Genomic DNA, 23332 nt, shown 5'->3' with positions numbered 1-23332 from the left:
TTTTCTATTTAGCCAGCGCGTCAGCGATCTCACTCAGTCCATCGGGCATGTGCATACCGGCGGTGCCAGAGGTCGTCTTCGCATCAATCAGTTGCACTCGATCATTCTTGACCGCAGCGACGTCGGCAAGCGCCTGATTATCCAGCAACTCCTGGAATGGAGCCTTGCCCTGTCCGTGGAAATCCTGAATCAAAATGACATCCGGATTGAGTTGCACAATTGTTTCCGGGTCAGCGGGAACGGCACCCGGGCGCTTGCCCTTTGGCGAAATCGGCTCGCCACCGGCCAGCTCAACGAGATTCGTCGTCGCCGACTGCATTCCCATAATCATCTTCTGACCACCGCGGGCAAACAGGACCAGCGTCTTTGGCTTAGTTGTGGAATCAATTCCCGCGATAATCTCTTCGGTTTCCGATTCAATCTTGGCGACCATTTCGGCCGCCTTGTCCTCGGCTCCCAGCAGCTTGCCGAGCGTGGTCACCGATTCTGCCAGCGCCTTCGGCGAAGCGAAGTCACTGCTGGAAAACGCAGCGGTCGGAACATCGCTGGCGCCCAGCAGCTTGCTTGCCGACTGCTCCTGATCGTGGCGGCTAGTCATCAACACCATGTCCGGCTCATAGGACAGAATCTGCTCCGGATCCGGCTTCGTGGAGTTGGCAATTGCATTAGGCACCTTACGCGCCAGCTCAACCTGATTACCCGAGCTCTCATCGAGAGCGTTCTTCGTCACCGCTACGACACGCTCTGGCCCAACCAGTTCCAACGCCAGATCTGCAACCTCGGTCGACAGTGCAACGATGCGCTTCGGCTGGCTCTGCACCGTAACGTCGTTGTCGCCGACGGTCACAGTCCGCGGCCACTGCGCCTGCTTGTTCGTCGCAGTTTCGCTTGACGACGGCTGCTGCGACGCCTCCTCCGAAGAAGAACAGGCGACCACCGCAGCGAGTGGGAGCGCTGCAATCAACGGCAGAGCGAAGGTCTTTTTAGAGTTTTGCTTCAAGGTAGAGGCAGAAGATGTTGAGGCAGGAGAGGATGGTGAAAACACGAAAGTACTTCCTTGAGTGTTGAGTTTTGATTGTGGGGAAAATTTTCAGTTGCGTTAGCGCTAGCTGGAATCAGTTAGCCGCAATCAGTCAGCCGGGCGAGCCCGAGCCAACGCCGTCACTCGCACCGAACCGGTATGTGGATCGGTATCGACAGCGCTGGAGATGCGATAAATCGCATCTATTCGGGGAGGCGTCAGCACCGCTTCGGCGGAACCAGTGACTTCCAATCCGCCGTTGTGAATCACACTGAGCCGGTGGCAGCTGCGGGCCGCGAGGTTGAGATCATGCAGGACGACTCCGATACCGTGGCCTTCGTCGGCAAGCTCGCCGAGGAGTTCGAGGATTTCCAGCTGAAACCCGATGTCCAAGGCCGCAGTGGGTTCGTCGAAAAGCATGACCTTGGCCTGTTGTGCCAATAGCTTTGCGATGAACACCAATTGCCGCTGCCCGCCGGACAGAGCCGTGATAGGACGGTCGGCGAGTGCGGTGACACCAACGCGGTCGAGAGCGTAGGCGACGATGTCGTGGTCCGTGGAGTTTAGTGAGCTGCGGAAACGGTCACGCCGACGGTGGTGCGCGTACCTGCCGAGTGCCACGACAGTTCGAACGTCAATAGCAGCATCGGCCGGTGTGTGCTGCGGCAGGTACGCCAATCGAGTGGCGCGTTCGTGGGCACGAAGCTTCGTCAGCGGCGCGCCGAGGAGCTCAACCTGCCCCGAACTCGGTGCCACAATGCCAGCCATAGCACGGAGCAAGGAGGATTTTCCGGTGCCGTTGGAGCCGATGATGCCGTGGACTTCGCCAGGCCGAATAGCAAGGTTCACGCCACTTACGACGGTCCGATTGCGGTAACCGACACTGAGGTTGGTAGCCCGCAGCAGCCCGGTGCTGTCGGTGTCTGGCCTAGTGACGTGGTCGGTGAAATTTTGCGTCTGTTGACTCATGACTGGCGACCACCTTGCCGAAGAATCAACGCGAGTAGCGCAGGTGCGCCAAGGAACGCGGTGACTGTGCCAGTTTGCAGAGCAACTGGGGAAAAGAGACTGCGGGCGACGAGGTCGGCGAGAATGAGAAATACTGCGCCGAGGCACATAGAAATGGGCAGCAGGCTGCGGTGATCGGGGCCGATGGCAAGGCGAATCAGGTGCGGGACGACCAATCCGACAAAGGAAATAACGCCAGTGACAGCGACGCCCGCTGCCGTGACTAAAGCAGCCAGGGCGAGTAGCAGTTGCCGGATCCAGACTGTGCGCATACCAGTGGCAGCGGCCTGTTCTTCGCCGAGGAGGAGCAGGTTGAGTTCGGGAATGAGCATCATCAAGATAACTGTGCCGACGGTAATGGGGCCGACTGCCAGCGCAATGTCTTGCCAATTGGCAGCGGTTAAATCGCCGTTGAGCCAGAACATGGCCTGTTGTGCGTCATCACTGTGTGGTGCGTTTGCGATGGTGGCGGCGATGACTGCGCCGAGGAATGCGTTGAGTGCAATACCGACGAGCAACAGGGTGGCTCCGCTGCCGCCATTGAGACCGGCGACGATCTGGACAAATATGACAGCCAGCAACGCGCCTATGAATGCGCCAGCCGAGAGGACCCAGGGCGCTTTCGCGGCCACGCCGGTCACGATGAGAATAACGGCTACCACTGCTGCACCGGAGGAGACACCGGTAACACCGGGTTCCGCCAGTGGATTGCGAAAGACTGCCTGCATGGTTGCGCCTGCGACAGCGAGCGAGGCACCGACCAGCCCCGCCAACAGGACACGGGGCAGCCGGATGCTCCAGACAAGTGATTGCGTAGCAGGGGATATCTCTGGCAGAAGGTGGTTGAGAGCTGGGAGGTCGTCGGAAATCGTATTGATGAGCGGGGTGAGCAGTGCGACGATGCCGTTGCTGAAACCGGTTCCCGCGGGGCCGATGGAGATCGCCAGGAGGATTGTGGCGGGGACGGCCAGGAAAAATAGAAAGCCGAAGAGCCGGGCTCGAAGTTTTTGTTTTCGAGTACGCGGAAGAGAAGCTCTATCGACAATGGTTTTCACTTGGTTAATGATGGACAATTTGAAAACTATTGTCAATAAAGGAGTGTCGGTGGGTCTGCGGGGTCTCCTAAGAACAGCAAAACCCCGCACCAGCTCCCCTGTGAAAGTGGGGTGCTAATGCGGGGTGAAAAAGCTCTGTAGCTTACTTCTCGTCGCCCAGGCGCTCGTCCGCCATGTCGCGGACCTTCTTGATTTGGTCGGCCTTGTCCTCGCCGAGCTTGTCCTTGCCCAGCTGCTCAGCCTTGTCCAGAACCTTGTCGGTGTTCTCTTCGTTGCTCAGTGCTTCCTTGGCCTTGTCCATAAGTCCCATGGTAAAGACTCCTTCCATTTGTAATGTCTACTCGCGATTTTTCGTTTGTGACATAGAGTGTACCGATGAATTGGCGACCTTGCGACCGCACTGTCCTCACGGATCCAATCAACAGTCCGATTAGCAACACCGTGACTGCGGATTCGCCTCCGCATCAGAGTGCCGACGTCGCCAGTATTCGCGCTCACTGGGGATCGGTTGATCAGGGTGATGAATGCGCAGGTGATCACAGTATTTCTGGTAGTCGTGGTCACCCATGAGTTCGCCGATGTACCAAGTGACGGCCTTAAACGGCTTCAAAGCCTGCGCAATCATCAGTGTCCTCCAACATGAGCATGAGAGTGTGCGGTCTCCTGGAAGCGCCTCGGATCGTCCTCGGGAATCTCGGCCCATGCGGACTCAATTTCCTTCTCAATGTCTGTGCGCACAAAACCGATTGGAGCGAAGTAACGGGAAGCAACGTAGGGCTCAGCACTTGTTCCGACGTCCTTGCCGGAGGCGGCACCATTTTGCAGAGCCTTCACAATTGTTGCGACGCCGGCAAATACAACCATCAGCGTCACGGCCGCGAACACTACAGAGAGCGTTCCCTGCACGGCGGTGTTGCGGATAACGGCATCGATGTCCTCAGCTGTCTTGGCCGTTTTAAACTCGGTCAGTCCCTGCGCCCTCGCATTCTTAAAAGCATTGTGTAGTGCCCAGTAGCCAATCGCGGGGTCATCGTGGAAAATCTTCTGCCATGACGCGGTCATCGTGATAATGAGATCCCACGCCAGCGGCAGGCCCGGAATCCATGCCCACTTGATCAGGCCATGCTTAACGACGACCACCGTGATCAGTGTCAATGCCATTGCCGCCAGTAGCTGGTTTGCAATACCGAACAGTGGGAACAGCATGTTGATGCCACCCAGCGGGTCGGTGACGCCCATGACCAGGATGGAACCCCAACCGAGGCAGACGACAGCCGAGGTAATCAAGTTGCCTGTGGTCCACGACGCATCGTGGAACTTGGTCAGGCCGGGGATGTTGCCCATGGCGTCGCCAAGCATGAAGCGGGCGACACGAGTGCCAGCGTCGATGGTGGTGAGGATGAACAGGGCCTCAAACATGATGGCGAAGTGGTACCAGAAGGCCTTGAGGGCATCGCCACCGAAGAGCTCGGACAGAATTTCCGACATACCGAATGCAAGCGTCGGAGCGCCGCCGGTGCGGGAGACGATGGAGTTCTCACCGACGGACTGTGCTGCGGCGGTGAGCGCTGCGGCGTCAATATCCGGAGAGTTCAGGCCCAGGCTGTTCACATAGGCCGCCGCGCTGTCGGCAGCGCCACCGGTTAGTGCGGCAGAGGCATTCATGGCGAAGTAGAGATGTTGGTCAATGATGACGGCTGCGCACATTGCCATCACGGCCACGAAGGACTCCATAATCATGCCGCCGTAGCCGATCATGCGCATCTGGGATTCCTTTTCCACTAGCTTCGGAGTGGTACCCGAAGAGACCAGTGAATGGAAACCGGACAGGGCGCCGCAGGCGATAGTGATGAACAGGAACGGGAACAGTTCGCCGGCAAACGCCGGACCAGTGCCGTCCAGTGCGAACTTGGTGACTGCTGGCATCTGAATGCTCGGGCTGACCAGCACAATGCCGACGGCCAGCAGGCCAATAACGCCGATTTTCATGAAGGTCGACAGGTAGTCGCGTGGGGCCAGCAGTAGCCATACCGGCAGGACAGAGGCGATGAATCCGTAGCCAATCAGCGCCCAAGCAAGGGTGGTCTTGTCCCACAGGAAGATGTCATGCCAGGTCGGATCAGCGTTGACCCAACCACCTGCGACAATGGCCAGCATTAGAAGGGCGACGCCGATGATGGAGACCTCAGAGACTCGACCGGGACGGATGTAGCGCAGGTAGAGCCCCATGAAGATGGCGATCGGGATGGTCATCGTGATGGAGAACACGCCCCAGGGGGACTCGGCGAGTGCGTTGATGATGACGACACCGAGCACCGCAATCAGGATGGTCATAATGACCAAAATGCCGACGATTGCGAAAATGCCGCCGACTTTGCCCATCTCGTCGTTAATCATCTGACCAAGCGAACGGCCCTTGCGACGTGTGGAAATGGCCAGCACCATGTAGTCCTGCACGGCTCCCGCAAACACTGCACCGAACACAATCCAGATTGTGCCCGGCAGGTAGCCCATCTGAGCTGCCATGATCGGTCCAACTAGTGGGCCGGCACCGGCAATCGCGGCGAAGTGGTGGCCGAAGAGCACGCGGCGGTCGGTCGGCATGAAGTTTTGGCCGTCGTTATAGCGTTCAGCGGGAGTGGCGCGGTCATCGCGTGGGCGAATGACGTTGTACTCAATGAGGCGTCCGTAGAAGCGGTAGCCGATGATGTAGGTTCCCACTGCGGCTAGTACGAGCCAGGTCGCGTTAACGGTCTCACCGCGGTTGAGGGCAATCATTGCCCAGCCGATGGTCGCGACAATGGCGATAGCGGCAAAGATCAGCCGCTTTGACCAGGGCATTGGACGCCAATCGACATATCCGACCGGCGGTAGGTCCGTTACTGGCGCGAGTAATTCGACGCCTTGGCGCTCTGCAATGGTGGTTGCAGAAGCATTGGGTTCTTGCGCTGGCATGGCACCCCTTATCTAAAAGCATGTAGAAATGCGGTCGGTTCCGACGCCGGGTGTCGAAAACGCGCGGGGTGGGAGTGCTTGCCGACGGTTCGAGCGGGGAATCAACCAAATGCGAAATAATGCGTGTGTTTGCGCCAAGGGGTGGTGAAACGCAAAAGCACCGCGCTGATCAGGTTGAACTCAGTGGGCGGGCAGCAATTATTAGAGAAATTTAACTTTGGTTTAGTGGTAAGTATAGGACCCCCGAAGGGGTCGGCTAACACTGGCTACAAAATTTCTTTAATTGCCTCGGTAGGACGAGCCATACGGACGCCCTTGTCGGTGACGACGAACGGGCGCTCGATTAGGAGGGGGTGCGACACCATCGCATCCAGGAGTTCCTCGTCGCTGGAGTCCTTGGAGAGTCCCAGTTCCTTGAACTCTGCTTCCTTGGTGCGCACGGCATCGATGACGTTCAGGCCGGCCGCCTCGATTAGCGAGCGCAGCTCGGTCTTGGTTGGAGGAGTGTCTAGGTACTTGATGATCTCCGGCTCGATTCCGGCCTCGCGTAGTACGGCGAGAGCTTGGCGGGACTTTGAGCAGCGGGGGTTGTGATAAATCTTCGCTTCCATGTCTCCATCATGGCTGATGTTGTGGTGTGACGGTTGATGGAGCGGTGTAACTGTATGTGGTGAGACCTTGTTCATTATTTATCCAGAAAGTCTGTAAAGCCAACAACACTTAAGTTCAATAGGTTGAAAATAGTTGTCGTTAGGTTTACTCTCACACGTGATAGATGAACGACGAAGAGTGGGAACCAACATGACAATTTCCGGAAAGCTTTCGCGATCAGCTAAGTCCATGTGCGCGGGCATTTCAATCTTGCTAGCGGGCGCTGGCCTTGCCGCCTGTGGCGATAGCAGCGATGAAGCCAGCGGCGAGGACCCCATCAATGTGGTGGCCTCTACCACGCAGATTTGTGATTACGTCAAGCAGCTGGACATCGATGAGGTAGATCTGACCTGCCTGCTCGCGCCCAATGCAACAGCGCACGAGCTGGAAATGACCCATGAGCAGCTGACCAAGACTGGTAACGCCGATCTCTTATTCGTCAACGGAGTCGATCTGGAGCACTTCCTGGACCAGGCGATTGAGTCGTCAGGCTTTTCCGGAACGATGGCAGTGACCAGTGGCGTCCTCACGGCAGCTGACGTCGACGCTATGAAGGCGGACAAGGACCTGGATAAGACGAAGCCACTGCCACCGGAGGAAGCGAAGAACGGCAACTACACCATTGACCGTGGCGTGGAAAAGGTCGATGTCGCCCCGTGGCCATTCCCGCCGGAAGAACCCGGTGAGCAGGCAGAATTCCGCTTCGATCCGCACGTGTGGACCTCACCGAAGAACGCTAAGATACAGGTTGCCAACATTGGCTACGCCCTGGAACAGGTTGCTGAGGAACGTGGTGACAATGAGCTGAAGTCCACTATCGCCGACCATGTTGCGGCCTACCAGGACAAGCTGGATCAGCTGGATGGCTGGGCAAGTAAGTCCATCGCCAGTGTGAAGGATCCTGTTCTGTTTACCAGCCACGATGCGTTTGGATACTTCTCCCACGAGTTCAATATCAACTTCATCGGCGCAGCGCTGTCTGATTTCAATGAGCAGCAGGATGCCACGGCCGCGCACATCGCAAAGGCCGCGAAGACCGTGAAGGATTCGGGTGCAACCGCGCTGTTTGCGGAAAACTCGAATAACTCTAAGTCAATTGAGGCAATTGCCAAGGCCGCGGGTGTCAAGGCCGTCGTCGGCGAGGACGCACTCTATGGCGACTCCCTTGGTCCGGCCGGAAGTGCTGGCGAGACCTACATCGGTTCAATCATCCACAATGTCACTCAGGTAGTGACTGCGTGGGACGGAACCGTCGCGCCGCTGCCGAAGGACATCAAGTGACCCCTAGCGACCCAGTCGATCCCATGTCTGCCAACCTCATGTCTGCTAACGCCATAGTCTCGCTCCGCGATGCCTCATTCGGCTACACAGCGGTGCCCATCGTCAGGCACATCACCGCCAGTGTCGCGCCGGGCACTGGGCTCGCGCTAATCGGTGCTAACGGCTCCGGCAAAACCACCTTGCTGCGTGGAATTCTGGGTGGGACTCGTCTTCTCGCCGGTGAGATGCATAACCGTGCGAAGACTGTGTCCTACGTCCCGCAGTCGGCGGACCTCGATCGCACTTTTCCGGTAACGGCCTTCGACGTTGTCGCAATGGGCGTCCTGCACGAATTGCGCCCCTTCCAGCCGCTCGGCCACCGCAAAGAGCGCATCCGCGCAGCGCTGGCCAAAGTAGGGCTCGCCGACCGCGCCAGCGAACGCTTCGGCAACCTCTCCGGCGGCCAACAACAACGCGTCCTGTTAGCGCGCGCCATTGTCGCACGCCCGCAGCTCGTGCTTCTCGACGAGCCGTTCAACGGCCTCGACACCGAAAACCGGGCCGTGCTGTTGAACCTTCTCAACGAACTGAAAGAAAACGGCACAGCGATTATCGCTGCCACCCACGATCTCGTGCTAGCTGAAGAGACCTGCGAAAACACATTAATTGTGGCAGAACAGCCAGCCTTTGGTGCGACCTCGAAGTTGGTGCCAGCCTATGTGGACTGAGCTTGCGAATGCGCTTGGGGTTGCGCCTTTCATGTTCAGACCACTGGTGCTGCTGATTGCCCTCGGGGTGGTTTCCGGTCTGGTCGGTGTCATTGTGAACCTGCGTGGTCTTGAGTTCAACGCAGAAGCCATGGTGCATTCAATATTTCCCGGGATTGTGGCCGGTGCCGTATTCGGCGGCATCGACATGATTATCCCGGTGGCAGCCGCATTTGCGGTGGTAGTGGCAGTGGCGCTGACTTTGGTATCGCGCTCGCACATGTCGGAAGCTGGGGTTGCAGTTGTGCTGACCAGTTTCTTTTCCATCGGTGTGATTCTCTCGCTGAAGAAAGGCGACCAGTCAGGACAGCTGGAGGCGCTCATGTTTGGGCGACTATTGGAAGTCACCGACTCCCGTCTCACCAGCGCCCTGATTGTCTGCGCCATCGCTTTGGTTCTTATCGCAGTGACGTGGCGTCAGCAGGTGTTTGTCGCCTTTGACCGCTTCGGAGCCCAAGCCACCGGCATCAATGTGTGGGGCGTTGACCTCACCATCAATGCGGCAATCGCTGCGGTGGTGGTGTCGTCGGCAAGCGCAGTGGGCGTGCTGCTGGTGGTCGGCTACCTGGTCGTACCGGGAGCAGCGGCGAGACTGCTGACGCGCCGGGTGCATGTGATGGTGCCGATTGCGATTGCAGTGGGCTGTCTGAGCGGAATCGTTGGTTTGGCACTGGTGCCTTTGGGGCCGGTGTCGCCACAGGCCGTCGTGGCGCTGACGTCGGTGGGACTGTATTTCGTGGCGCTGGGACTGCGTGCGGTGATCGGAGGCAATCGTGTCTAGCATCCTGATTCTGCCGATTATCGAACTGATTTTGGTCGGAGCCCTGGCTGGTGTAGTTGGGGTACTCGCGGTGCTGGGCAGGCAAGTGTTCTTCGCAGAAGCGATTACGCATGCGACCTTTCCCGGCGCGGTCGTGGGCGTTGTTATCGCGGCAGCGCTTGGACTGAGCCACTCGTGGATATCTGTCTTCCTCTTTATCGGTGCATTTCTGATGTGCATTCCCATCGGTGCACTGTTCGGTCTCTCAAGAGTGGGAACGACCTCTTCGGCAGCGGGAATCGTTCTGACCTTCGGGTTTGCGCTGGGGTACTTCCTGAACAAGTGGTTCGCCCCGTTGCCGGTCAAGGTAGAGAGTTTCCTGGTCGGCAGCGTGCTAAATGTGAACAAGATTGATATTGCGCTGTCGGGTGGACTCTTGCTGCTGGTGGCGTTGGTGCTCTTGGCTCGGTGGCGGCAGCTGGTTTTCTTCACCTTCGACCCGGAGTCTTTCGAGGTGGCACATTCGAGGAGAAAAGCACAGTTGGTCATCAGCGGGCTGATTGTGTTGACTCTGGTGGCGCTGATTCCGGCGGTGGGTACGATTCTGTCCATCGCGCTGTTGGCTGCCCCTGCAGCTGCGCTTGTTGGGGTAGTAAACGATACCCGTTTGCTATTCGTGTTAGCACCATTGATGGGTATCGCGATTGGCCTGGTGGGATTGTTCATTGCGGTGGCAACCAACCTGTCAGTCGGTGGCTGCATTGGCGTTTGTGCCGGTTGTTTCTATGTCCCCCTCAAGATTGCGTCAACACGCAATAACGCTAAAGTCTAAAGAATGCACGTGGAGGATTTACCAGCAAAGACCCAGGACTACCTCAAGGTCATTTGGGATTTGCACGAGCGCACCGGTGAAAAAGTGGCCCTTGGCGATGTCGCTGAGCGGATGGGTGAGAAGAAGCCCACCGCCAGCGAGGCTGTGAAGAAGCTGGCTGCACGTGGTCTTGTTATTCACGAACCGTACCGGGGCATTAGCCTTTCAGATCGCGGACGCGATATCGCGCTGGTGATGGTGCGACGCCACCGGCTTATTGAAAGCTTCTTGGTCTCAACTCTGGGATACACCTGGGATGAGGTTCACGAGGAAGCGGAAAAGCTTGAGCATGCGGTCTCGGAGGATTTCATTAGTCGTATTGATGCGATGCTGGGATTCCCTGAGCGCGATCCGCATGGTGATCCAATTCCCAGCGCAAGCGGTACCATCGCCAACGCGGTGCGCACCGACCTGACGGATATCGAAGTTGGCGAGATGGTTGTGGTCGATCGCATCAACGACTCCGACCCGGAATTGCTGCGCTACTTGGCGACATCAGGGGTTGGCCCGGGAACCGTGCTCCGCGCAGAAGCCGCACCATATTCGGGTATGCACGTCTTCGCCATCCTCGATGAGGTGGGCGATGCCGAACCAAAGAAAATTCATGTGGCAGACTCGGCTCTATGGGCAATCAAGGCGACTCCAACGACGAACTGACCAGAGCCGCAGCGCGCTCTTACTATAAGATGTCGCGGAATCTCAGTGGGCCGACCAAAGTGCCGCCCGCACCGTCGGTTTCGTTCGACAGTGTTAAGAGTGCTCGTCGGCAGGCATATACCAGCGTCGAGAGCTTTGATGTGCCGTTGAATGCCATCGCTATCTCGTCCGCTGAGCAGCAGGAACACATGGCTGACATCGAAGGTCGCTTGAAGGCCTCGACCAAGGACATGCGAGCACTGCTTGACTACGAAGAGCAGCGCGTTGCGGTCACCAGCACTGTTAAAGAAGCAATCGTCTATACGCTGCTGGCCATACTCCTTCTGGCAGCGGCCATCGGACTTGGCTATGCCAGCCACCTGGGCGCCGATGCGATTCTCAATGCCGGGGCGGAGATGATGCCGCGATGAGTAAAGGCTCAGGTTCCGACAACGGCTGTGCGATGGTCATTGTCGTCTTTTTCTTCTTCGGCCTGATTATTCAACTCTTCGGGGTCACGCTGTGGATTCTGCAATTTGTGTTGCCAGTTGCAGGCCTGATACTTGCGATTCTCATTGGATATCAGGCATGGGCCGGTGTGCGCCGCAGTGCTGAGGCCCACGAGCTCGCCGAGCGGAATCACGCCCAGCTGCAGCAGATCGCCATGGACACGGAGTACCAGCTCACCGCAATCCTCTCTGCTTGGGACAACGTGAACACCACAATGGGCGTTGGCACCATCTACAAGGATGTATTTGCCTCTGGAGAGGCTACGCCGGAGCTCATCGAGCTGCGCGGTGAGCTCTCTCGTGCCCGCAAGCTAAGTAATCGATTGCGCGAGCAGCGCGAAACTATGACCAACCGGGAGCTGCTGGAAGCCATCTCTGATGCCGACGAACTGTGGTGCTCGTTGACGAAGACATATCAGAACGCCCGTCGAGAGCTGTAGTAACGCACTTGCATTACTCAGCAGTCATCACAATCTTGCCGTCAGCGTGACCGTCTTCCAGCACTCGGTGCACTTCCGCAACCTCGGTGAGGTCCTTAGTCAGGCCGATAGGAAGCGAAATTTCACCGGCAACCACGCGGTCAGCCAGGTCGGCGTAAATTGCCGTGTCGTTCGAGATAGTCGGAATATGCGCCTCGATGCCACGCTCCTTCGCCGGTGTCAGATCGGCTAGTGAAGGCAGCGCCACAATCCGCCCACCTGACGCCAACACATCCAGTGAGGGCAGGAAAGTGTTGAAGTACACGCCATCGAGCACAACATCTACGCCATCGGGGAACTGATGGCGTACAGCCGCGAACACATCTTCCGCGGTGTAGTCAATGTGTTGTGCCCCGAAGCCCACCAATTTTTCGTGATGGCGTGACGACGCACTCGCCAACACTGTTGCGCCACGGGCAACCGCCAGCTGCGTCATCAGCTGGCCAACACCGCCACCGGCACCATGAATTAATACGGTGTCACCGCTTTTCACCTTCGCCAGTTGCTCGACAGCTACCGTCGCCGTGATTCCCACCAGGGCGAGGCCCGCAGCGGTAACGTCGTCAAGCGAATCGGGAATTCGGACGACGCCGTCAGCGGGGAAGACATTGTGTGTTGCGTATGTGCCGCGGAAGTCGTCGAAGCCGCGCATGCCGAAAACTCGGTCGCCGGGGGCGAAGTTGTCCACACCCTCACCGACAGCAATGACTTCGCCAGCTGCTTCGCGCCCGAGTACGGCGGGCGGGGTGAACTTTGCGCATAGGCCGGAAGAACCATCACGCATCTTGTAATCCAGCGGGTTCGCGCCGACGGCTGCGGTCTTGATCAGGATTTCGTCAGGGCCGGGCTCCGCAGGGGTGCGAGGAACTTGCGTGAACTCCTCGGGGCCACCGAAGCGTTTGATGATCATTGCGTAAGACGTCGAGTTATTTTGTGCCATTCCACGATGGTAGGTGAGTTCGGCAGCGTACGTTATGCCCATTACGCCGGTTGGGGAGTGTGAGCCGTCAATAACTACTTTGCTGAGGTTCTCATGGCCTCGCACAAAGTGTCGTATGAATCCCGCAGGTACGTCTTCATAAGATTGGCTGCTCCTGCTGCGTCGCCCTGGCTGAGTGCGCCGATGATTTTCTGATGCCGTTGTGTAAAGGTCACGTGAATATTCAAGCTTGCAGGATGCGAAATAAAGCACAGGCGCAATTGGGCAAGAATTGATTGAGCTGTGGCCAATAATTCAGGCGAATGGGACGCCGCCACAATAGTCAGATGAAATTCATTATTGCGATTGGCAATATTTGCATCGTCAGTTGTCGAGAGAATTTCACTCAAAACTGCGGCTAGTTGGACAGCTTCCTCTTTGGTGAGGCTGCGGAGAGTGCCGCACTCCGTGATCTTTCGAAAAGCGTAGAGCTCTTTGATTCTGGGGACATCAAAACACGCGACATAAACACCTCTGTTTGGGATGTGAGTCACGAGCCCCTCGGCCTCGAGCTTGCGGTATGCCTCGCGGATGGTGTTCCGGCTCAGTCCCAGGCGAGTGGATATTTGAGTTTCACGCAATTGTTCACCGCTGTAGTGCTCACCGGCGAGAATCTCATTTCTTAAGAGATTGGCGGCAGTGTCGGCGGCGGCTAGCGTTGGGGTATGCGCAGACATCGAACGTGATAGGGTTCGTTCACCTGCGGAATTGTTCATGTGATGTAGGTTACTAAAATGCCCCGCCTGTGTTTGTATTTACCAAATCTTTTTCCGCATTGATTGCTGAGCAATTTTTGCCAATAGTGCCCGGTGCGTGCGGCGAGTATGAGCTGGCTACGCTCTGTGCACTGCCCTGTTTTAGGAACTTGCGGGATTGAGTTCACATACTCAGCGCGTATAAATAGTGGAGTGATGCAACAAAATCAGACGACTCCAGATCCACAAAGGTGGCGAGTACTCTCAGTTCTGCTGACGGGTATTTTTATGGCGCTGATTGCTGTGAGCATCGTCAACGTGGCTCTGCCCAGCATTCAGACCGGGCTTGAGGCACGTGATGCGGATGTTCAGTGGGTGCTCAGCGGCTATGCCCTGTCATTTGGTGTAGTTCTGGTGGCCGCGGGGCGAGCGGGTGATTTGCTCGGCCGCGGCGGACTCTACATCCTGGGCATGGTTATCTATACCCTCGGCGCTATCGCTGCAGGTTTCGCCCCGAACATAGAGATGCTTAATCTCGCTCGCTTCGTGATGGGCATCGGTGCCGGCTTCTACAACCCGCAGGGTGTCGGCATGATTCAGCAGTACTTCTCGGGTCGTGAGCGAGCCATCGCTTTCGGCTACTTCGGTACCGTCGTGGGCGTTGCGGTGGCCATTGGCCCGCCGCTGGGTGGACTACTCATTCGTCTCGGCGGCCCTGACCTGGGTTGGCGGCTGACCATGCTGGTCAACGTCCCCGTCGGCATCCTCACGATTATCCTGGGGCTCATATTCTTCCCACGCCCCTACCTGCGGCGACTCCGCAATGCAGACGGCAAACCAATTGGCCTGCTGCGCACAATCCGCGCCCTTGACCCAGTTGGTGCACTGCTGCTCGGGCTCACCGTCCTCATGGTCATGCTGCCGTTTATGGAATCACGTGGCTCCGCATGGGTGTGGGCCATGCTTCCTGCCGCAGCAGTGCTGCTTGTGGTGTGGCTGAAGTGGGAAAAGCACATGAAATCCACTCCGACCGCGCCGATGGTGGACTTGGACATTTTCCGACTCCGCCATTTCCGTAATGGCGCGATTATTGCCACATTGTGGTTCTTCGGTACGACCAGTATTTGGGTGCTCGTGGCGCAGTACTACCAAAATGCGCTGGGGCACTCGGCATTGGTGTCCGGTTTGATTGGTTTGCCCGCTGCGGTACTCAGCTCGATTTCTGCGAACTGGGCTGGCCATCACTTGGACAAGGGAGGCCGCAGAATCGTCATCGGCGGCATCGCCATGTCCATTACCGGCCTGCTGCTGACCGTGGGCATCATCGCCCTGCACAGCAAATTCGGTGTCAGCGAGTACTGGATGATTCTCACCTTGTGTTTCGTTGGCGCCTCTGGTGGGTTGGTTATTTCACCAAACCAGGCACTGTCCTTGCGTGATGTGCCGTTGACCTATGCCGGGGCTGCAGGTGCAGTGTTGCAGACCGGCCAGCGTATCGGTACTTCCGTCGGTCTAGCAGTTATCCTCGCAGTCACGTTTGCGGTAAAGGATGCAATTAATTGGGAAGTCGGTGCTGCAGCTGGCTTCCTCACTATCATTGTGGCCTTCTTCTTGACCCTGCTTGTGGCAGTAGCCGATGACCGCGGAGACACGAAAGCGGTGAAGCTTTCGCATCTTCCGGAGCCGCCGCATTAGTATCGGATTCCATGATTGAGCGAGCTTCCTTTTCCGCCATCAGTGCGACCGATGTATACGCTATCTCGGCACTGCGTACCGACGTTTTCTATCTCGAGCAGTCCTGTACGGAGCCGGAAATGGATTGGCGCGATCTGGAAGATACCGCGGAGCACTATTTCATCCGCGACGACAATGACTCCCGCAAGGTTGTTGCGTACTTGCGTGTTATTGACACGCTCGATGAGTTCTCGTCGAGCTACCCGCGCACCATCGGCCGCGTTGTCGTGGATGCCGCGGACCGGGGTAGGGGATTGTCTTCGAAACTGCTGCAGCAGGTCATCGCAGACCATCCGAACACCGGGCTCATCCTGCATGCCCAGACGCAGGCGAAGGCTGTGTACGCAAAAGTCGGCTTCCATGAGATCGGGGAGACCTTCATGGAAGCCGGCATTGAGCACATCACGATGGTGCGTGATGCAGGTAGCGGCGAAGCCTAGGAATTAATCGCCCGGGCACCACTATTACGCGCTGTTTGCGCAAAGCGTTAAGCGTTGACCTTCGAATCCGCCAGGATGCGGTTCAGGGAGTCGATGCTGGCCTTCGCATCACCGATGAGCATATCGGTGTTTTCGTTGAAGAACAGCGGGTTCTGCACGCCCGAGTAACCCGAACCCATCGAACGCTTGAGAACAATCACGCGCTCAGATTCCCACACCTTCAGCACCGGCATACCCGCAATCGGGGAGCCCGGTTGCTCTGCCATCGGGTTGACGGTGTCATTTGCGCCGATGACCAGGGTGACATCCACATCAGCGAAGTCGTCGTTGACCTCGTCCAGCTCCAGCACGATGTCGTACGGAACCTTGGCCTCAGCCAGCAGCACGTTCATGTGACCCGGCAGTCGGCCGGCGACTGGGTGGATACCGAAGACGACTTCCTTACCTGCTTCACGCAGGTTACGGACCAGGTCGGCAACGGCGTACTGAGCCTGTGCTACAGCCATACCGTAGCCCGGAGCGATGAGAATCTTGTCTGCATCACGCAGGATCTCGGCGGTGTCCTCGTGGTTGACCTCGGTGTGGGAGCCTTCCACGGCGCTTGCCGACGAAGCTTCGGAGCCAAAGCCGCCCAGAATAACGTTGGCAAAGGAGCGGTTCATGGCCTCACACATGATGTACGACAGGTAGGCGCCGGAGGAACCAACCAGCGCACCGGTGATGATGAGCAGCGGGTTGCCAAGCATGAGACCGGTGAAAGCGGCGGCCCAACCGGAGTAGGAGTTCATGATGGACACGACGACCGGCATGTCGCCACCACCGATAGCGATGACCAGGTGCCAGCCCAAGAACAGCCCCAAAGCAGTGACTGCAATCATGCACGCCCATGCGATGGCGTCGCCGTTCGCACCGGTTACGACGAAGACACCCAGCAGAACCAGCGTGACCACCAGAATGGCAATGTTCAGAGCATTGCGGCCCGGCAGCAGCAGCGGCGAGCCCTTGATCTTCTCAGACAGCTTCAGGCCAGCGACGATGGAACCAGTGAAGGTCACAGCGCCGATGAAGACGCCAATGTAGACCTCGCCGAAGTGGAACTTCAGGGCATCGGCGTCAACATCTTCGGCGAAGATGTACGAGTTGAAGCCGATGAAGATAGCGCCGAGTCCAACCAGACCGTTGAACAGTGCAATCAGCTGCGGCATACCAGTCATGGCAACGCTGCGTGCGCGGGTGATACCGATGACACCACCGATGCCGATAGCGACAGCGATGAGAATCAGGGTAATCAGCGGGGAGAAGTGAGAATCCGGCTTGGTGTCAGCGGTGACGAGTGCCTGAAAGATGGCAATTACAACGGCGACGGCCATGCCGGCAATACCGAAGGCGTTTCCGCGGCGAGCGGTCTCCGGCTTGGACAGGCCCGAGAGGGCAGCGAGGAACAGGACGGCGGCGACAATGTAGCCGACGTTGGACAGACGGTAGGTCCAGTCCAGAAGCGAAGCAGTATCAATGCTAGCCATTAGACTTTATGCCTCCTCTTTCACAAACATGCCAAGCATGCGGTCGGTGACGGCGAAACCGCCGAAGATGTTGATGGAGCTGACCACGATGGCCGCGAATGCGAGTCCGGAAACCAGCAGGTTGGAGCTTCCGACCTGCAGAATCGCGCCCACCAGCACAATGCCGGAAATCGCGTTGGTCTCAGACATCAGTGGAGTGTGCAAGCGTGGAGTGACCGCGGAGATGACGTAGAAGCCAAGCACGATGGCCAAGGTGAGAACCATGAAGTTGGAGCTCACGCTGTGCGGTGCGCTGAGCATGACCACAATCGCCAGCAATGCAGTCAAACCAATAGCAATCTTGGAGCCCATTCCTCCGCCCATGAAGGAGACCTTCTCCGGTGCGTTTTCTTCAAACGCAGCCTGCTGAGCTTGCTGCTCCTGCAGTGGGGCAGCCGGGGTGACAGCAACCTTGATTGGCGGCGGTGGCCAGAGAATCTCAGCTCCGGTAGCGCCAGTGCCACCTGCCTGCGGGCGAGCCTTCGTCACGGTGATGCCACGGATAATCTCGTCCTCGAGATCGAGAACCGGAGAGCCATCCTTTTCTGGCGTAATCAGCTTGAACAGGTTGACGATGTTCTGGCCGTACAGCGACGATGCCTGAGCGGGCAGACGTCCAGCGAGGTCGGTGTAACCGATGATGGTCACACCGTTGTCGGTGACAATGGTCTTGCCCGGAACGGTCATCTCGCAGTTACCGCCACCGGCGGCAGCCATGTCGACGATGACGCTGCCCGGCTTCATAGCTGCAACGTCTGCAGCAGTCAGTAGCAGCGGAGAGCGTCGGCCCGGAATGTTCGCGGTGGTAATGACGATGTCAGCCTGCGCGGACTGCTCGGAGTAGAGCTTCGCGGCAGCGGCAGCCTGATCATTGGTCATTTCCTTGGCGTAGCCGTCCTCAGACTTCTCGGTGGCAGCCGGAATCGGGATGAACTCTGCACCCATCGATTCGACCTGTTCGCCGGCTTCAGGGCGCAGGTCCGTTGCCTTGACAATTGCGCCCATCGAGTTGGCCGTACCAATTGCGGCCAGTCCACCGACACCGGCACCGATGACATAGACGGTAGCCGGTGGCATTTTGCCTGCAGCAGTCACCTGGCCAGTGAAAAGACGACCGTACGCAGAAGCCGCTTCGACCACTGCGCGGTAGCCGCCGATGTTGGCCATCGAGGACAGCACGTCCATCGACTGTGCCCTGGAAATGCGGGGAACTGCGTCCATAGCAAGGGCAGTGATGTTGCGCTGAGCGAGCTCTTCGACCAGTTCTTCGTTACGGCCTGGCGCAAGTCGGCTAATCAGCAGGGCACCGTCGTTAAGCAGTGCACGGAACTGCTCCGGCGGGGTGTCGAGCGTTACGACGATATCGCTGTGCCAGACAGACTCGTCGACAATGGTGGCACCGGCGGATTCGTAGTCCGCGTTGGTGAACTTAGCAGCCAGGCCGGCGTCAGCCTGCACGGCGACATCGTAGCCAAGCTTGACGAGCTTGCTGACGGTATCCGGGGTCGCAGCCACAATTGTTTGCTGGGGATCGGGTTCTAAGGGGATGCCGATTCTCATTGTGGGAGTTCTTTTCTATTCGGGGGGTTTTGTTAAGGGCCATGCGCACTCGGTTGTTGGTTGACAGTGAGTGTGGGCGTGACCGCTTTCTCCTTGGTGTCAATAAGGTATGCGCTGGTGGTGAGGTCGCGGAGGTGTTTGTGGAAAAAGGTAATAAAAATATGCGGGTAACGGTGGTGAGGTGGGTGTTTTCGATTTTGCGCAATAGTGTAAGGGGGTAGGCAATGGGGGTAAGGGGTGTTATTTTCGCGCGAGAGTGAACATTTGTATCGCGCTCGGTGATTGTTTGGGGGGTGAAATTTGGGGGAGGTTACTTCTATCTTTACACTTTAGGTAGATTCGTATTCCTAGGTTCTTGGCAAGAGATAAGGAAAACAATGATTGGTTCAGTAAGGACGGCCGGAAAGACTGTGGTGGCATCCCATCAAGGGTGGGGACGCAAGGCCTCAAAGGTGGTTGCTCTCTCGCTCGCAGCTGGTGTAATTCTCGGTGGACAGATGCCAGCACAGGCAGCGCCGCACATTGGTCAGCTGCCGGACATCACTGCACGTGAAAGCACTATTGACTACCAGAACTCGGAAACCGTGGACAAAATTGGCGGTGGCCTGGTTGATGTTATGGGTGGCGTGAACCGCATCATCACTGATGGTGAAAGCGGGCATATCACCGAGCCGTTTGCTCCAGAAGCAGGGCAGTTGCGCAACGAGTTCGGAGCGATGGGCTCCCATCCGGTTGCCGCAACCCGCGAGGCAATGCCATGCGATGGCGTGGTCTACACCATCTACAACCGCGTACTGCGAGACCTCCACGGTGTCCACGACACCACCGGCTGTTACGACGTGTTGCCGGAGTCGGCCAACGCCTCCCCAGTTGGCGCGCAGCTTATCTACCCGGCGGATATTGACTCCATGGAGTCCGCACCACTGATTGTTTTAAGCCCTGGCATCGGCACCGAGCCGGGCATGTATGACGCGCATGCGCGACTGTACGCAAGCCACGGATACGTCGTGGCTCTGGGCTACAACTTCACCAACTGGTTCGCGCCACAGATGGTGCTCGCAGCATCAGTTGCTGCCGCGGCCAATAAGGACGAATCCACGCCGCTTGCAGGCAAGATCGATTTCTCCCGCACGATGCTGGTCGGGCATTCCGCAGGTGGTGGCTCCGCAATCTTCCTGAACAACAGGATGGATAAGGCCTTCCAGGCTGCGGGGATTGACATGGTCACCCGCGGGCTTGTCGCCATCAACCCAGGGCCTTCCGACGCTGGGCTGCTCTCCACTCCGCCGGAGATTCCGAGCCTCGTTGCCATTGCTGAGTACGAGGACATCGTTCCTTTTGATGCGGATCGACGTGGTTACCGCGACGCTGCAGGGCCTGCCTGGGAAGCGGTGGTCACCGGTTCCTATCACGGCAGCTACCTGGACGATCCGTCCAAGAATGTGCTCGGCTCGCTGGTGCTGTCCTTTGGTGAGTATGTGCTCGACGGAACGGAGCGCGCAAAGGCCGTCTATGAAGGTGCTAACTACAGCCTGGCCACTGACTCTGAGCTCAAGGACGTTCAGCGTAAGGGGGTTTAGCGTAAGGGCGTTTAGCGTAAGGGCGTTTTAAAATCAGCTACTCCATTGACTCCGGAATCAATTTTGTCGCGGCCTCGACAATGGCCTTGCGCTGTGCTTTCGTGAGCTGATTGCCATTGAGATAGTCGTTAGCCCAGAGTCCATCGGAGATCATCTGGACAACGTAGGCCATACAGGCGTCCTCATCGGTGGCAATCTGCTCCACCGGCGGATTCCATCGGCGCAAAAGGCGGGTCCAAATCTCGCGCAGCTCCGGGTCTGCAGCGGAGTCGATGGACATAAGTAGTTCAGCTCTCGTTGCCGTATCCAGCGAGACCTGGAGGTTTGCACGTAAGCGGTTGGCGGGGGAGACCTCATCCGCGGGCCCGCCTGCGGCTTCAATCAGTTCTTCCTCCCATAGCTGCGCCATGTATTCATGGACGCTGCGGATCATGTCTTCGCGGGAGGGGAAGTGGTAAATCAACCCTGATTTACTCATTCCGCATTGAGTTGCGACATTTTCGTAGGTGACCTCGGAAAATCCGCTTGTCTCGATAATCTCAACGATTGTGTCGAGGATGGCAGTGCGCTTACTCGTGCGCATATTCGGTCTCCTTCGGATTTCCGCGGAATGTCACCGCAGTCACGATTGCCGCAATGACAGCAACGACAGCCAGAATAATCAAAATGGCCAGGTAGGAGCTGTCGAGTCCGGCGCGGGCGCCGTCGTTAAGCGCTGGTGTGTGAAGCGCATCGGTGAGCGAGATGCTGGCGTCAACGGGCGTGAACAGAGCGTAGAACATGGGCAGGAGGCTGCCGGTGATGGCGACGGTAATCAGCGTGCCGAATTCGTAGGACACGGATTCCATCGCCGCTGCCATGCCTGCCTTTGACTTCGGAGCCGAGCCGATAATCGCGGTCGACGACACCGACATCACAGAACCCGCCCCTGCGCCGAGCAGTATCAATCCCGCGATTGTGAGCGGGAAACTGCCCGAGGAAACGCCGTAGTACATAAACCCCAGGCCGACGGCATTCAGTAGGAACCCGCCAGTGATGAGCGTGCGGAAACCCACCCGGTGCAGCACCATACCGCCGATGACTGCAACGGGGAGGGATGCCAATGCCGCGGTGGCGACTAGCAGGCCAGCGTCGAGTGGTGTGTAGCCGACGGAAATCTGGAAGCGCTGCGTAGTCATCAATTCGGAGCCTGCCAGAACAAACATGGCAAGCGCGGCCGCCAGCACGCCACCGGTGAACATCGGCGAACCGAAGACGGAGAAGTCGATGAGGGGCTCGGTAAGACGTGCTTGGCGACGTCGAAACAGTACCGCGCCCACCAGCCCGCAGGCGATAGCTGCCACGATGGCGATGGAGGAGCGATGACCGGCGAGTTCCTTAATGAGTGAAACCAGACCCAGCATGGCCAGCATCGCGTAGAAGCTGGTGAGGAAGTCCCAGTGTTTGGCAGGGTTTGGTTGATTCGAGGGCGCAAAAATCAGCGTGCCAATGATTGCGAGAATCACGACTGGGATGTTGATAAGGAAGATAGACCCCCACCAAAAGTGCTCCAGCAGGAAGCCACCAACGACGGGGCCGGCGGCAGCGCCCAGCGTCGCCGTGGCTGACCAAATGCCAATAGCCGTGGCGAGTTCGCGAGGGTGGTGGAAAGTCTCGCGTAGCAGGGCGAGGGTGGCCGGCATCATGGTGGCAGCTCCCAGACCCAAAAAACCACGGGCGGCGACCAGAGCCCAAGCATTTGGAGCAAACGCGGCGGCCAGGGATGAAAAGCCAAAGATTGTCAGGCCGACAAGAAACATTTTGCGGTGGCCGATGCGGTCTCCCAGGGTGCCCGTGCCGAGCAGGAGCGCGGAGATTACCAGGGGGTAGGCGTTGATAATCCACAGTCCCTCTAGCTCAGTGGTGTGAAGCTGTTCGCGCAGGACGGGTAGAGCTGTGTAGAGCACCGAGTTATCTACGCCGATAAGTAGTAGGCCGGCGCTGATGATAGCGAGGAAGAGCCACCTGTGGGTGACTGGAGTGGGCGGATTTGCCCCCGCGGGAGCGGTTTTGTCGGTGCTTGTCATTCCAGTAACTGTAACGAACGTTCGGTTTAGTTACAACTTCTGAAATTTAGGAAATTAGGCATGAAGCTGCAGGAAAAGTAAGCCAATCTTACCCAGCGGGATGGTGGAAAAGCGTCTAAGTTGAAGGCATGGTCGAGGTACGAATTCACGGACGCGGAGGGCAAGGCGTAGTCACCGCCTCTGATCTCATCGCGATGGCGGCTTTCGCGGAGGGGCGTCACGCACAGGCATTTCCATCCTTTGGTTCTGAACGCACAGGTGCGCCGGTTGTCGCGTATTGCCGCATTAGTGATCGCGAGATTCGCACCCGCGAACCGGTGCTCCACCCGGATCTATTAATCATCCAAGATCCGACGCTGCTGCCGATTTTGGACGTGTTTTCGGGGCTTTCCGACGAGGGGTATGTGCTCATTAACTCCTCGAAACGCACCGCTGAGCTCGGATTGTCCGAGCTGCAAGCGCGCCAACCGGCGGGGCACTTTATGACAATTCCTGCCACCGACATCGCACGTGAATACACCGGCCGTACCGTCCCGAATGCCGTGCTGCTCGGAGGAATGGCCGCGCTGACCGGGCTCATTGAGATGCAGTCGGTAGCCGATGCGGTTATGCAACGCTTCTCAAAGTCTGTCGGCGAGAAGAACGTAGCCGCGGCCAAGGCAGCATATGAGCTGGTCAATGAGAAAAAGAAAGCAGCACAAAACCCAGCAGCCGCGAAAAACCCAGCACAGGAAAAGTAGGCGA

General features: G+C 57.8%; 24 protein-coding genes. 11 read left to right on the top strand and 13 right to left on the bottom strand.

Going from position 1 to position 23332, the window contains the following annotated elements; genetic code table 11:
• Positions 1-4: 4 nt before the first annotated feature.
• The 7 genes from ADA16_RS09140 to arsC all read right to left on the bottom strand — a co-directional run bounded on the left by ADA16_RS09140 (position 5) and on the right by arsC (position 6650).
• A complete protein-coding gene (locus ADA16_RS09140; protein WP_048761176.1) occupies positions 5-1045 on the bottom strand; it encodes an ABC transporter substrate-binding protein in 1041 nt (346 codons plus the stop codon).
• An 84-nt stretch (positions 1046-1129) separates the two neighbouring features.
• Entirely contained in the window at positions 1130-1990 is an 861-nt protein-coding gene (locus tag ADA16_RS09135; RefSeq protein ID WP_048761172.1) for an ABC transporter ATP-binding protein, read from the bottom strand.
• Positions 1987-3084 (bottom strand): FecCD family ABC transporter permease, encoded by a 1098-nt coding sequence (locus tag ADA16_RS09130; protein WP_239659424.1) that lies wholly within the window; start codon positions 3082-3084, stop codon positions 1987-1989. Before ADA16_RS09130 ends, ADA16_RS09135 begins: the two co-directional genes overlap by 4 nt.
• Before the next feature lie 142 nt (positions 3085-3226).
• The gene (locus tag ADA16_RS11030; protein ID WP_082150692.1) at positions 3227-3394 is read right to left on the bottom strand and encodes an antitoxin; all 168 of its coding nucleotides are present in this window, start codon (positions 3392-3394) and stop codon (positions 3227-3229) included.
• 120 nt (positions 3395-3514) lie between these two features.
• Positions 3515-3709, bottom strand: coding sequence for a YbdD/YjiX family protein (locus ADA16_RS09125; RefSeq protein WP_048761166.1), 195 nt, complete (start codon positions 3707-3709; stop codon positions 3515-3517).
• Complete coding sequence (locus ADA16_RS09120) at positions 3709-6039, bottom strand: carbon starvation CstA family protein (protein ID WP_048761162.1); 2331 nt, start codon at positions 6037-6039, stop codon at positions 3709-3711. Before ADA16_RS09120 ends, ADA16_RS09125 begins: the two co-directional genes overlap by 1 nt.
• 266 nt (positions 6040-6305) lie before the next feature.
• Positions 6306-6650, bottom strand: coding sequence for an arsenate reductase (glutaredoxin) (arsC, locus tag ADA16_RS09115; protein ID WP_048761159.1), 345 nt, complete (start codon positions 6648-6650; stop codon positions 6306-6308).
• Between the two features lie 190 nt (positions 6651-6840).
• Here arsC and ADA16_RS09110 point away from each other — a divergent pair, with 190 nt between their 5' ends.
• From ADA16_RS09110 to ADA16_RS09080, 7 genes are read left to right on the top strand one after another with little or no spacing between them, the layout of a single operon-like run.
• Positions 6841-7971: a metal ABC transporter substrate-binding protein gene (locus ADA16_RS09110; RefSeq protein WP_048761156.1), complete on the top strand. Its 1131-nt coding sequence runs from the start codon at positions 6841-6843 to the stop codon at positions 7969-7971.
• A gap of 23 nt (positions 7972-7994) precedes the next feature.
• Positions 7995-8678 carry a metal ABC transporter ATP-binding protein gene (locus ADA16_RS09105; RefSeq protein WP_065421351.1) on the top strand — a complete coding sequence of 228 codons (684 nt, stop codon included), beginning with the start codon at positions 7995-7997 and terminating at the stop codon, positions 8676-8678.
• A complete protein-coding gene (locus ADA16_RS09100) occupies positions 8668-9498 on the top strand; it encodes a metal ABC transporter permease (RefSeq protein WP_048734944.1) in 831 nt (276 codons plus the stop codon). Before ADA16_RS09105 ends, ADA16_RS09100 begins: the two co-directional genes overlap by 11 nt.
• Positions 9491-10309, top strand: a complete 819-nt coding sequence (locus ADA16_RS09095) for a metal ABC transporter permease (protein WP_048734941.1) — start codon at positions 9491-9493, stop codon at positions 10307-10309. Before ADA16_RS09100 ends, ADA16_RS09095 begins: the two co-directional genes overlap by 8 nt.
• 3 nt (positions 10310-10312) lie before the next feature.
• Positions 10313-11005, top strand: a complete 693-nt coding sequence (locus tag ADA16_RS09090; RefSeq protein ID WP_048734938.1) for a metal-dependent transcriptional regulator — start codon at positions 10313-10315, stop codon at positions 11003-11005.
• On the top strand, positions 10972-11415 hold the full coding sequence (locus ADA16_RS09085) for a hypothetical protein (protein WP_048734934.1): 444 nt from the start codon (positions 10972-10974) through the stop codon (positions 11413-11415). The genes ADA16_RS09090 and ADA16_RS09085 overlap by 34 nt, the downstream gene beginning before the upstream one ends.
• A complete protein-coding gene (locus ADA16_RS09080) occupies positions 11412-11933 on the top strand; it encodes a hypothetical protein (protein WP_048734931.1) in 522 nt (173 codons plus the stop codon). Before ADA16_RS09085 ends, ADA16_RS09080 begins: the two co-directional genes overlap by 4 nt.
• A gap of 13 nt (positions 11934-11946) precedes the next feature.
• Here the strand turns inward: ADA16_RS09080 and ADA16_RS09075 are convergent, their stop codons facing one another.
• On the bottom strand, positions 11947-12912 hold the full coding sequence (locus ADA16_RS09075) for a quinone oxidoreductase family protein (RefSeq protein WP_048761357.1): 966 nt from the start codon (positions 12910-12912) through the stop codon (positions 11947-11949).
• A gap of 74 nt (positions 12913-12986) precedes the next feature.
• Positions 12987-13667 (bottom strand): GntR family transcriptional regulator, encoded by a 681-nt coding sequence (locus ADA16_RS09070; protein ID WP_048761154.1) that lies wholly within the window; start codon positions 13665-13667, stop codon positions 12987-12989.
• 195 nt (positions 13668-13862) lie between these two features.
• Between ADA16_RS09070 and ADA16_RS09065 the strand changes: the two genes are divergently transcribed.
• Positions 13863-15341, top strand: coding sequence for an MFS transporter (locus tag ADA16_RS09065; protein WP_048734924.1), 1479 nt, complete (start codon positions 13863-13865; stop codon positions 15339-15341).
• Positions 15342-15352: 11 nt separating this feature from the next.
• Positions 15353-15820 carry a GNAT family N-acetyltransferase gene (locus ADA16_RS09060; protein WP_048761152.1) on the top strand — a complete coding sequence of 156 codons (468 nt, stop codon included), beginning with the start codon at positions 15353-15355 and terminating at the stop codon, positions 15818-15820.
• A 47-nt stretch (positions 15821-15867) separates the two neighbouring features.
• Here the strand turns inward: ADA16_RS09060 and ADA16_RS09055 are convergent, their stop codons facing one another.
• Positions 15868-17343 carry an NAD(P)(+) transhydrogenase (Re/Si-specific) subunit beta gene (locus tag ADA16_RS09055; protein WP_048761149.1) on the bottom strand — a complete coding sequence of 492 codons (1476 nt, stop codon included), beginning with the start codon at positions 17341-17343 and terminating at the stop codon, positions 15868-15870.
• A gap of 6 nt (positions 17344-17349) precedes the next feature.
• Positions 17350-18942 (bottom strand): Re/Si-specific NAD(P)(+) transhydrogenase subunit alpha, encoded by a 1593-nt coding sequence (locus ADA16_RS09050; RefSeq protein ID WP_048761147.1) that lies wholly within the window; start codon positions 18940-18942, stop codon positions 17350-17352.
• A gap of 377 nt (positions 18943-19319) precedes the next feature.
• Between ADA16_RS09050 and ADA16_RS09045 the strand changes: the two genes are divergently transcribed.
• Positions 19320-20522 carry an alpha/beta hydrolase gene (locus tag ADA16_RS09045; protein ID WP_048761146.1) on the top strand — a complete coding sequence of 401 codons (1203 nt, stop codon included), beginning with the start codon at positions 19320-19322 and terminating at the stop codon, positions 20520-20522.
• A 37-nt stretch (positions 20523-20559) separates the two neighbouring features.
• On the opposite strand, the gene ADA16_RS09040 is transcribed toward ADA16_RS09045, so the two are convergent.
• Together ADA16_RS09040 and ADA16_RS09035 are read right to left on the bottom strand one after the other, a co-directional pair.
• Positions 20560-21105: a TetR/AcrR family transcriptional regulator gene (locus ADA16_RS09040; RefSeq protein ID WP_048761144.1), complete on the bottom strand. Its 546-nt coding sequence runs from the start codon at positions 21103-21105 to the stop codon at positions 20560-20562.
• A complete protein-coding gene (locus ADA16_RS09035; RefSeq protein ID WP_048761142.1) occupies positions 21092-22588 on the bottom strand; it encodes an MFS transporter in 1497 nt (498 codons plus the stop codon). Before ADA16_RS09035 ends, ADA16_RS09040 begins: the two co-directional genes overlap by 14 nt.
• Before the next feature lie 128 nt (positions 22589-22716).
• Between ADA16_RS09035 and ADA16_RS09030 the strand changes: the two genes are divergently transcribed.
• Positions 22717-23328, top strand: a complete 612-nt coding sequence (locus ADA16_RS09030; protein WP_048761141.1) for a 2-oxoacid:acceptor oxidoreductase family protein — start codon at positions 22717-22719, stop codon at positions 23326-23328.
• Positions 23329-23332: the final 4 nt, after the last annotated feature.

The sequence above is a fragment of the Corynebacterium vitaeruminis genome (assembly GCF_001054325.1).
Lineage (GTDB): Bacteria > Actinomycetota > Actinomycetes > Mycobacteriales > Mycobacteriaceae > Corynebacterium > Corynebacterium vitaeruminis_A.
Note: the sequence above shows the minus strand (reverse complement) of the source record. Positions and strands in the feature narration are given on the sequence as shown.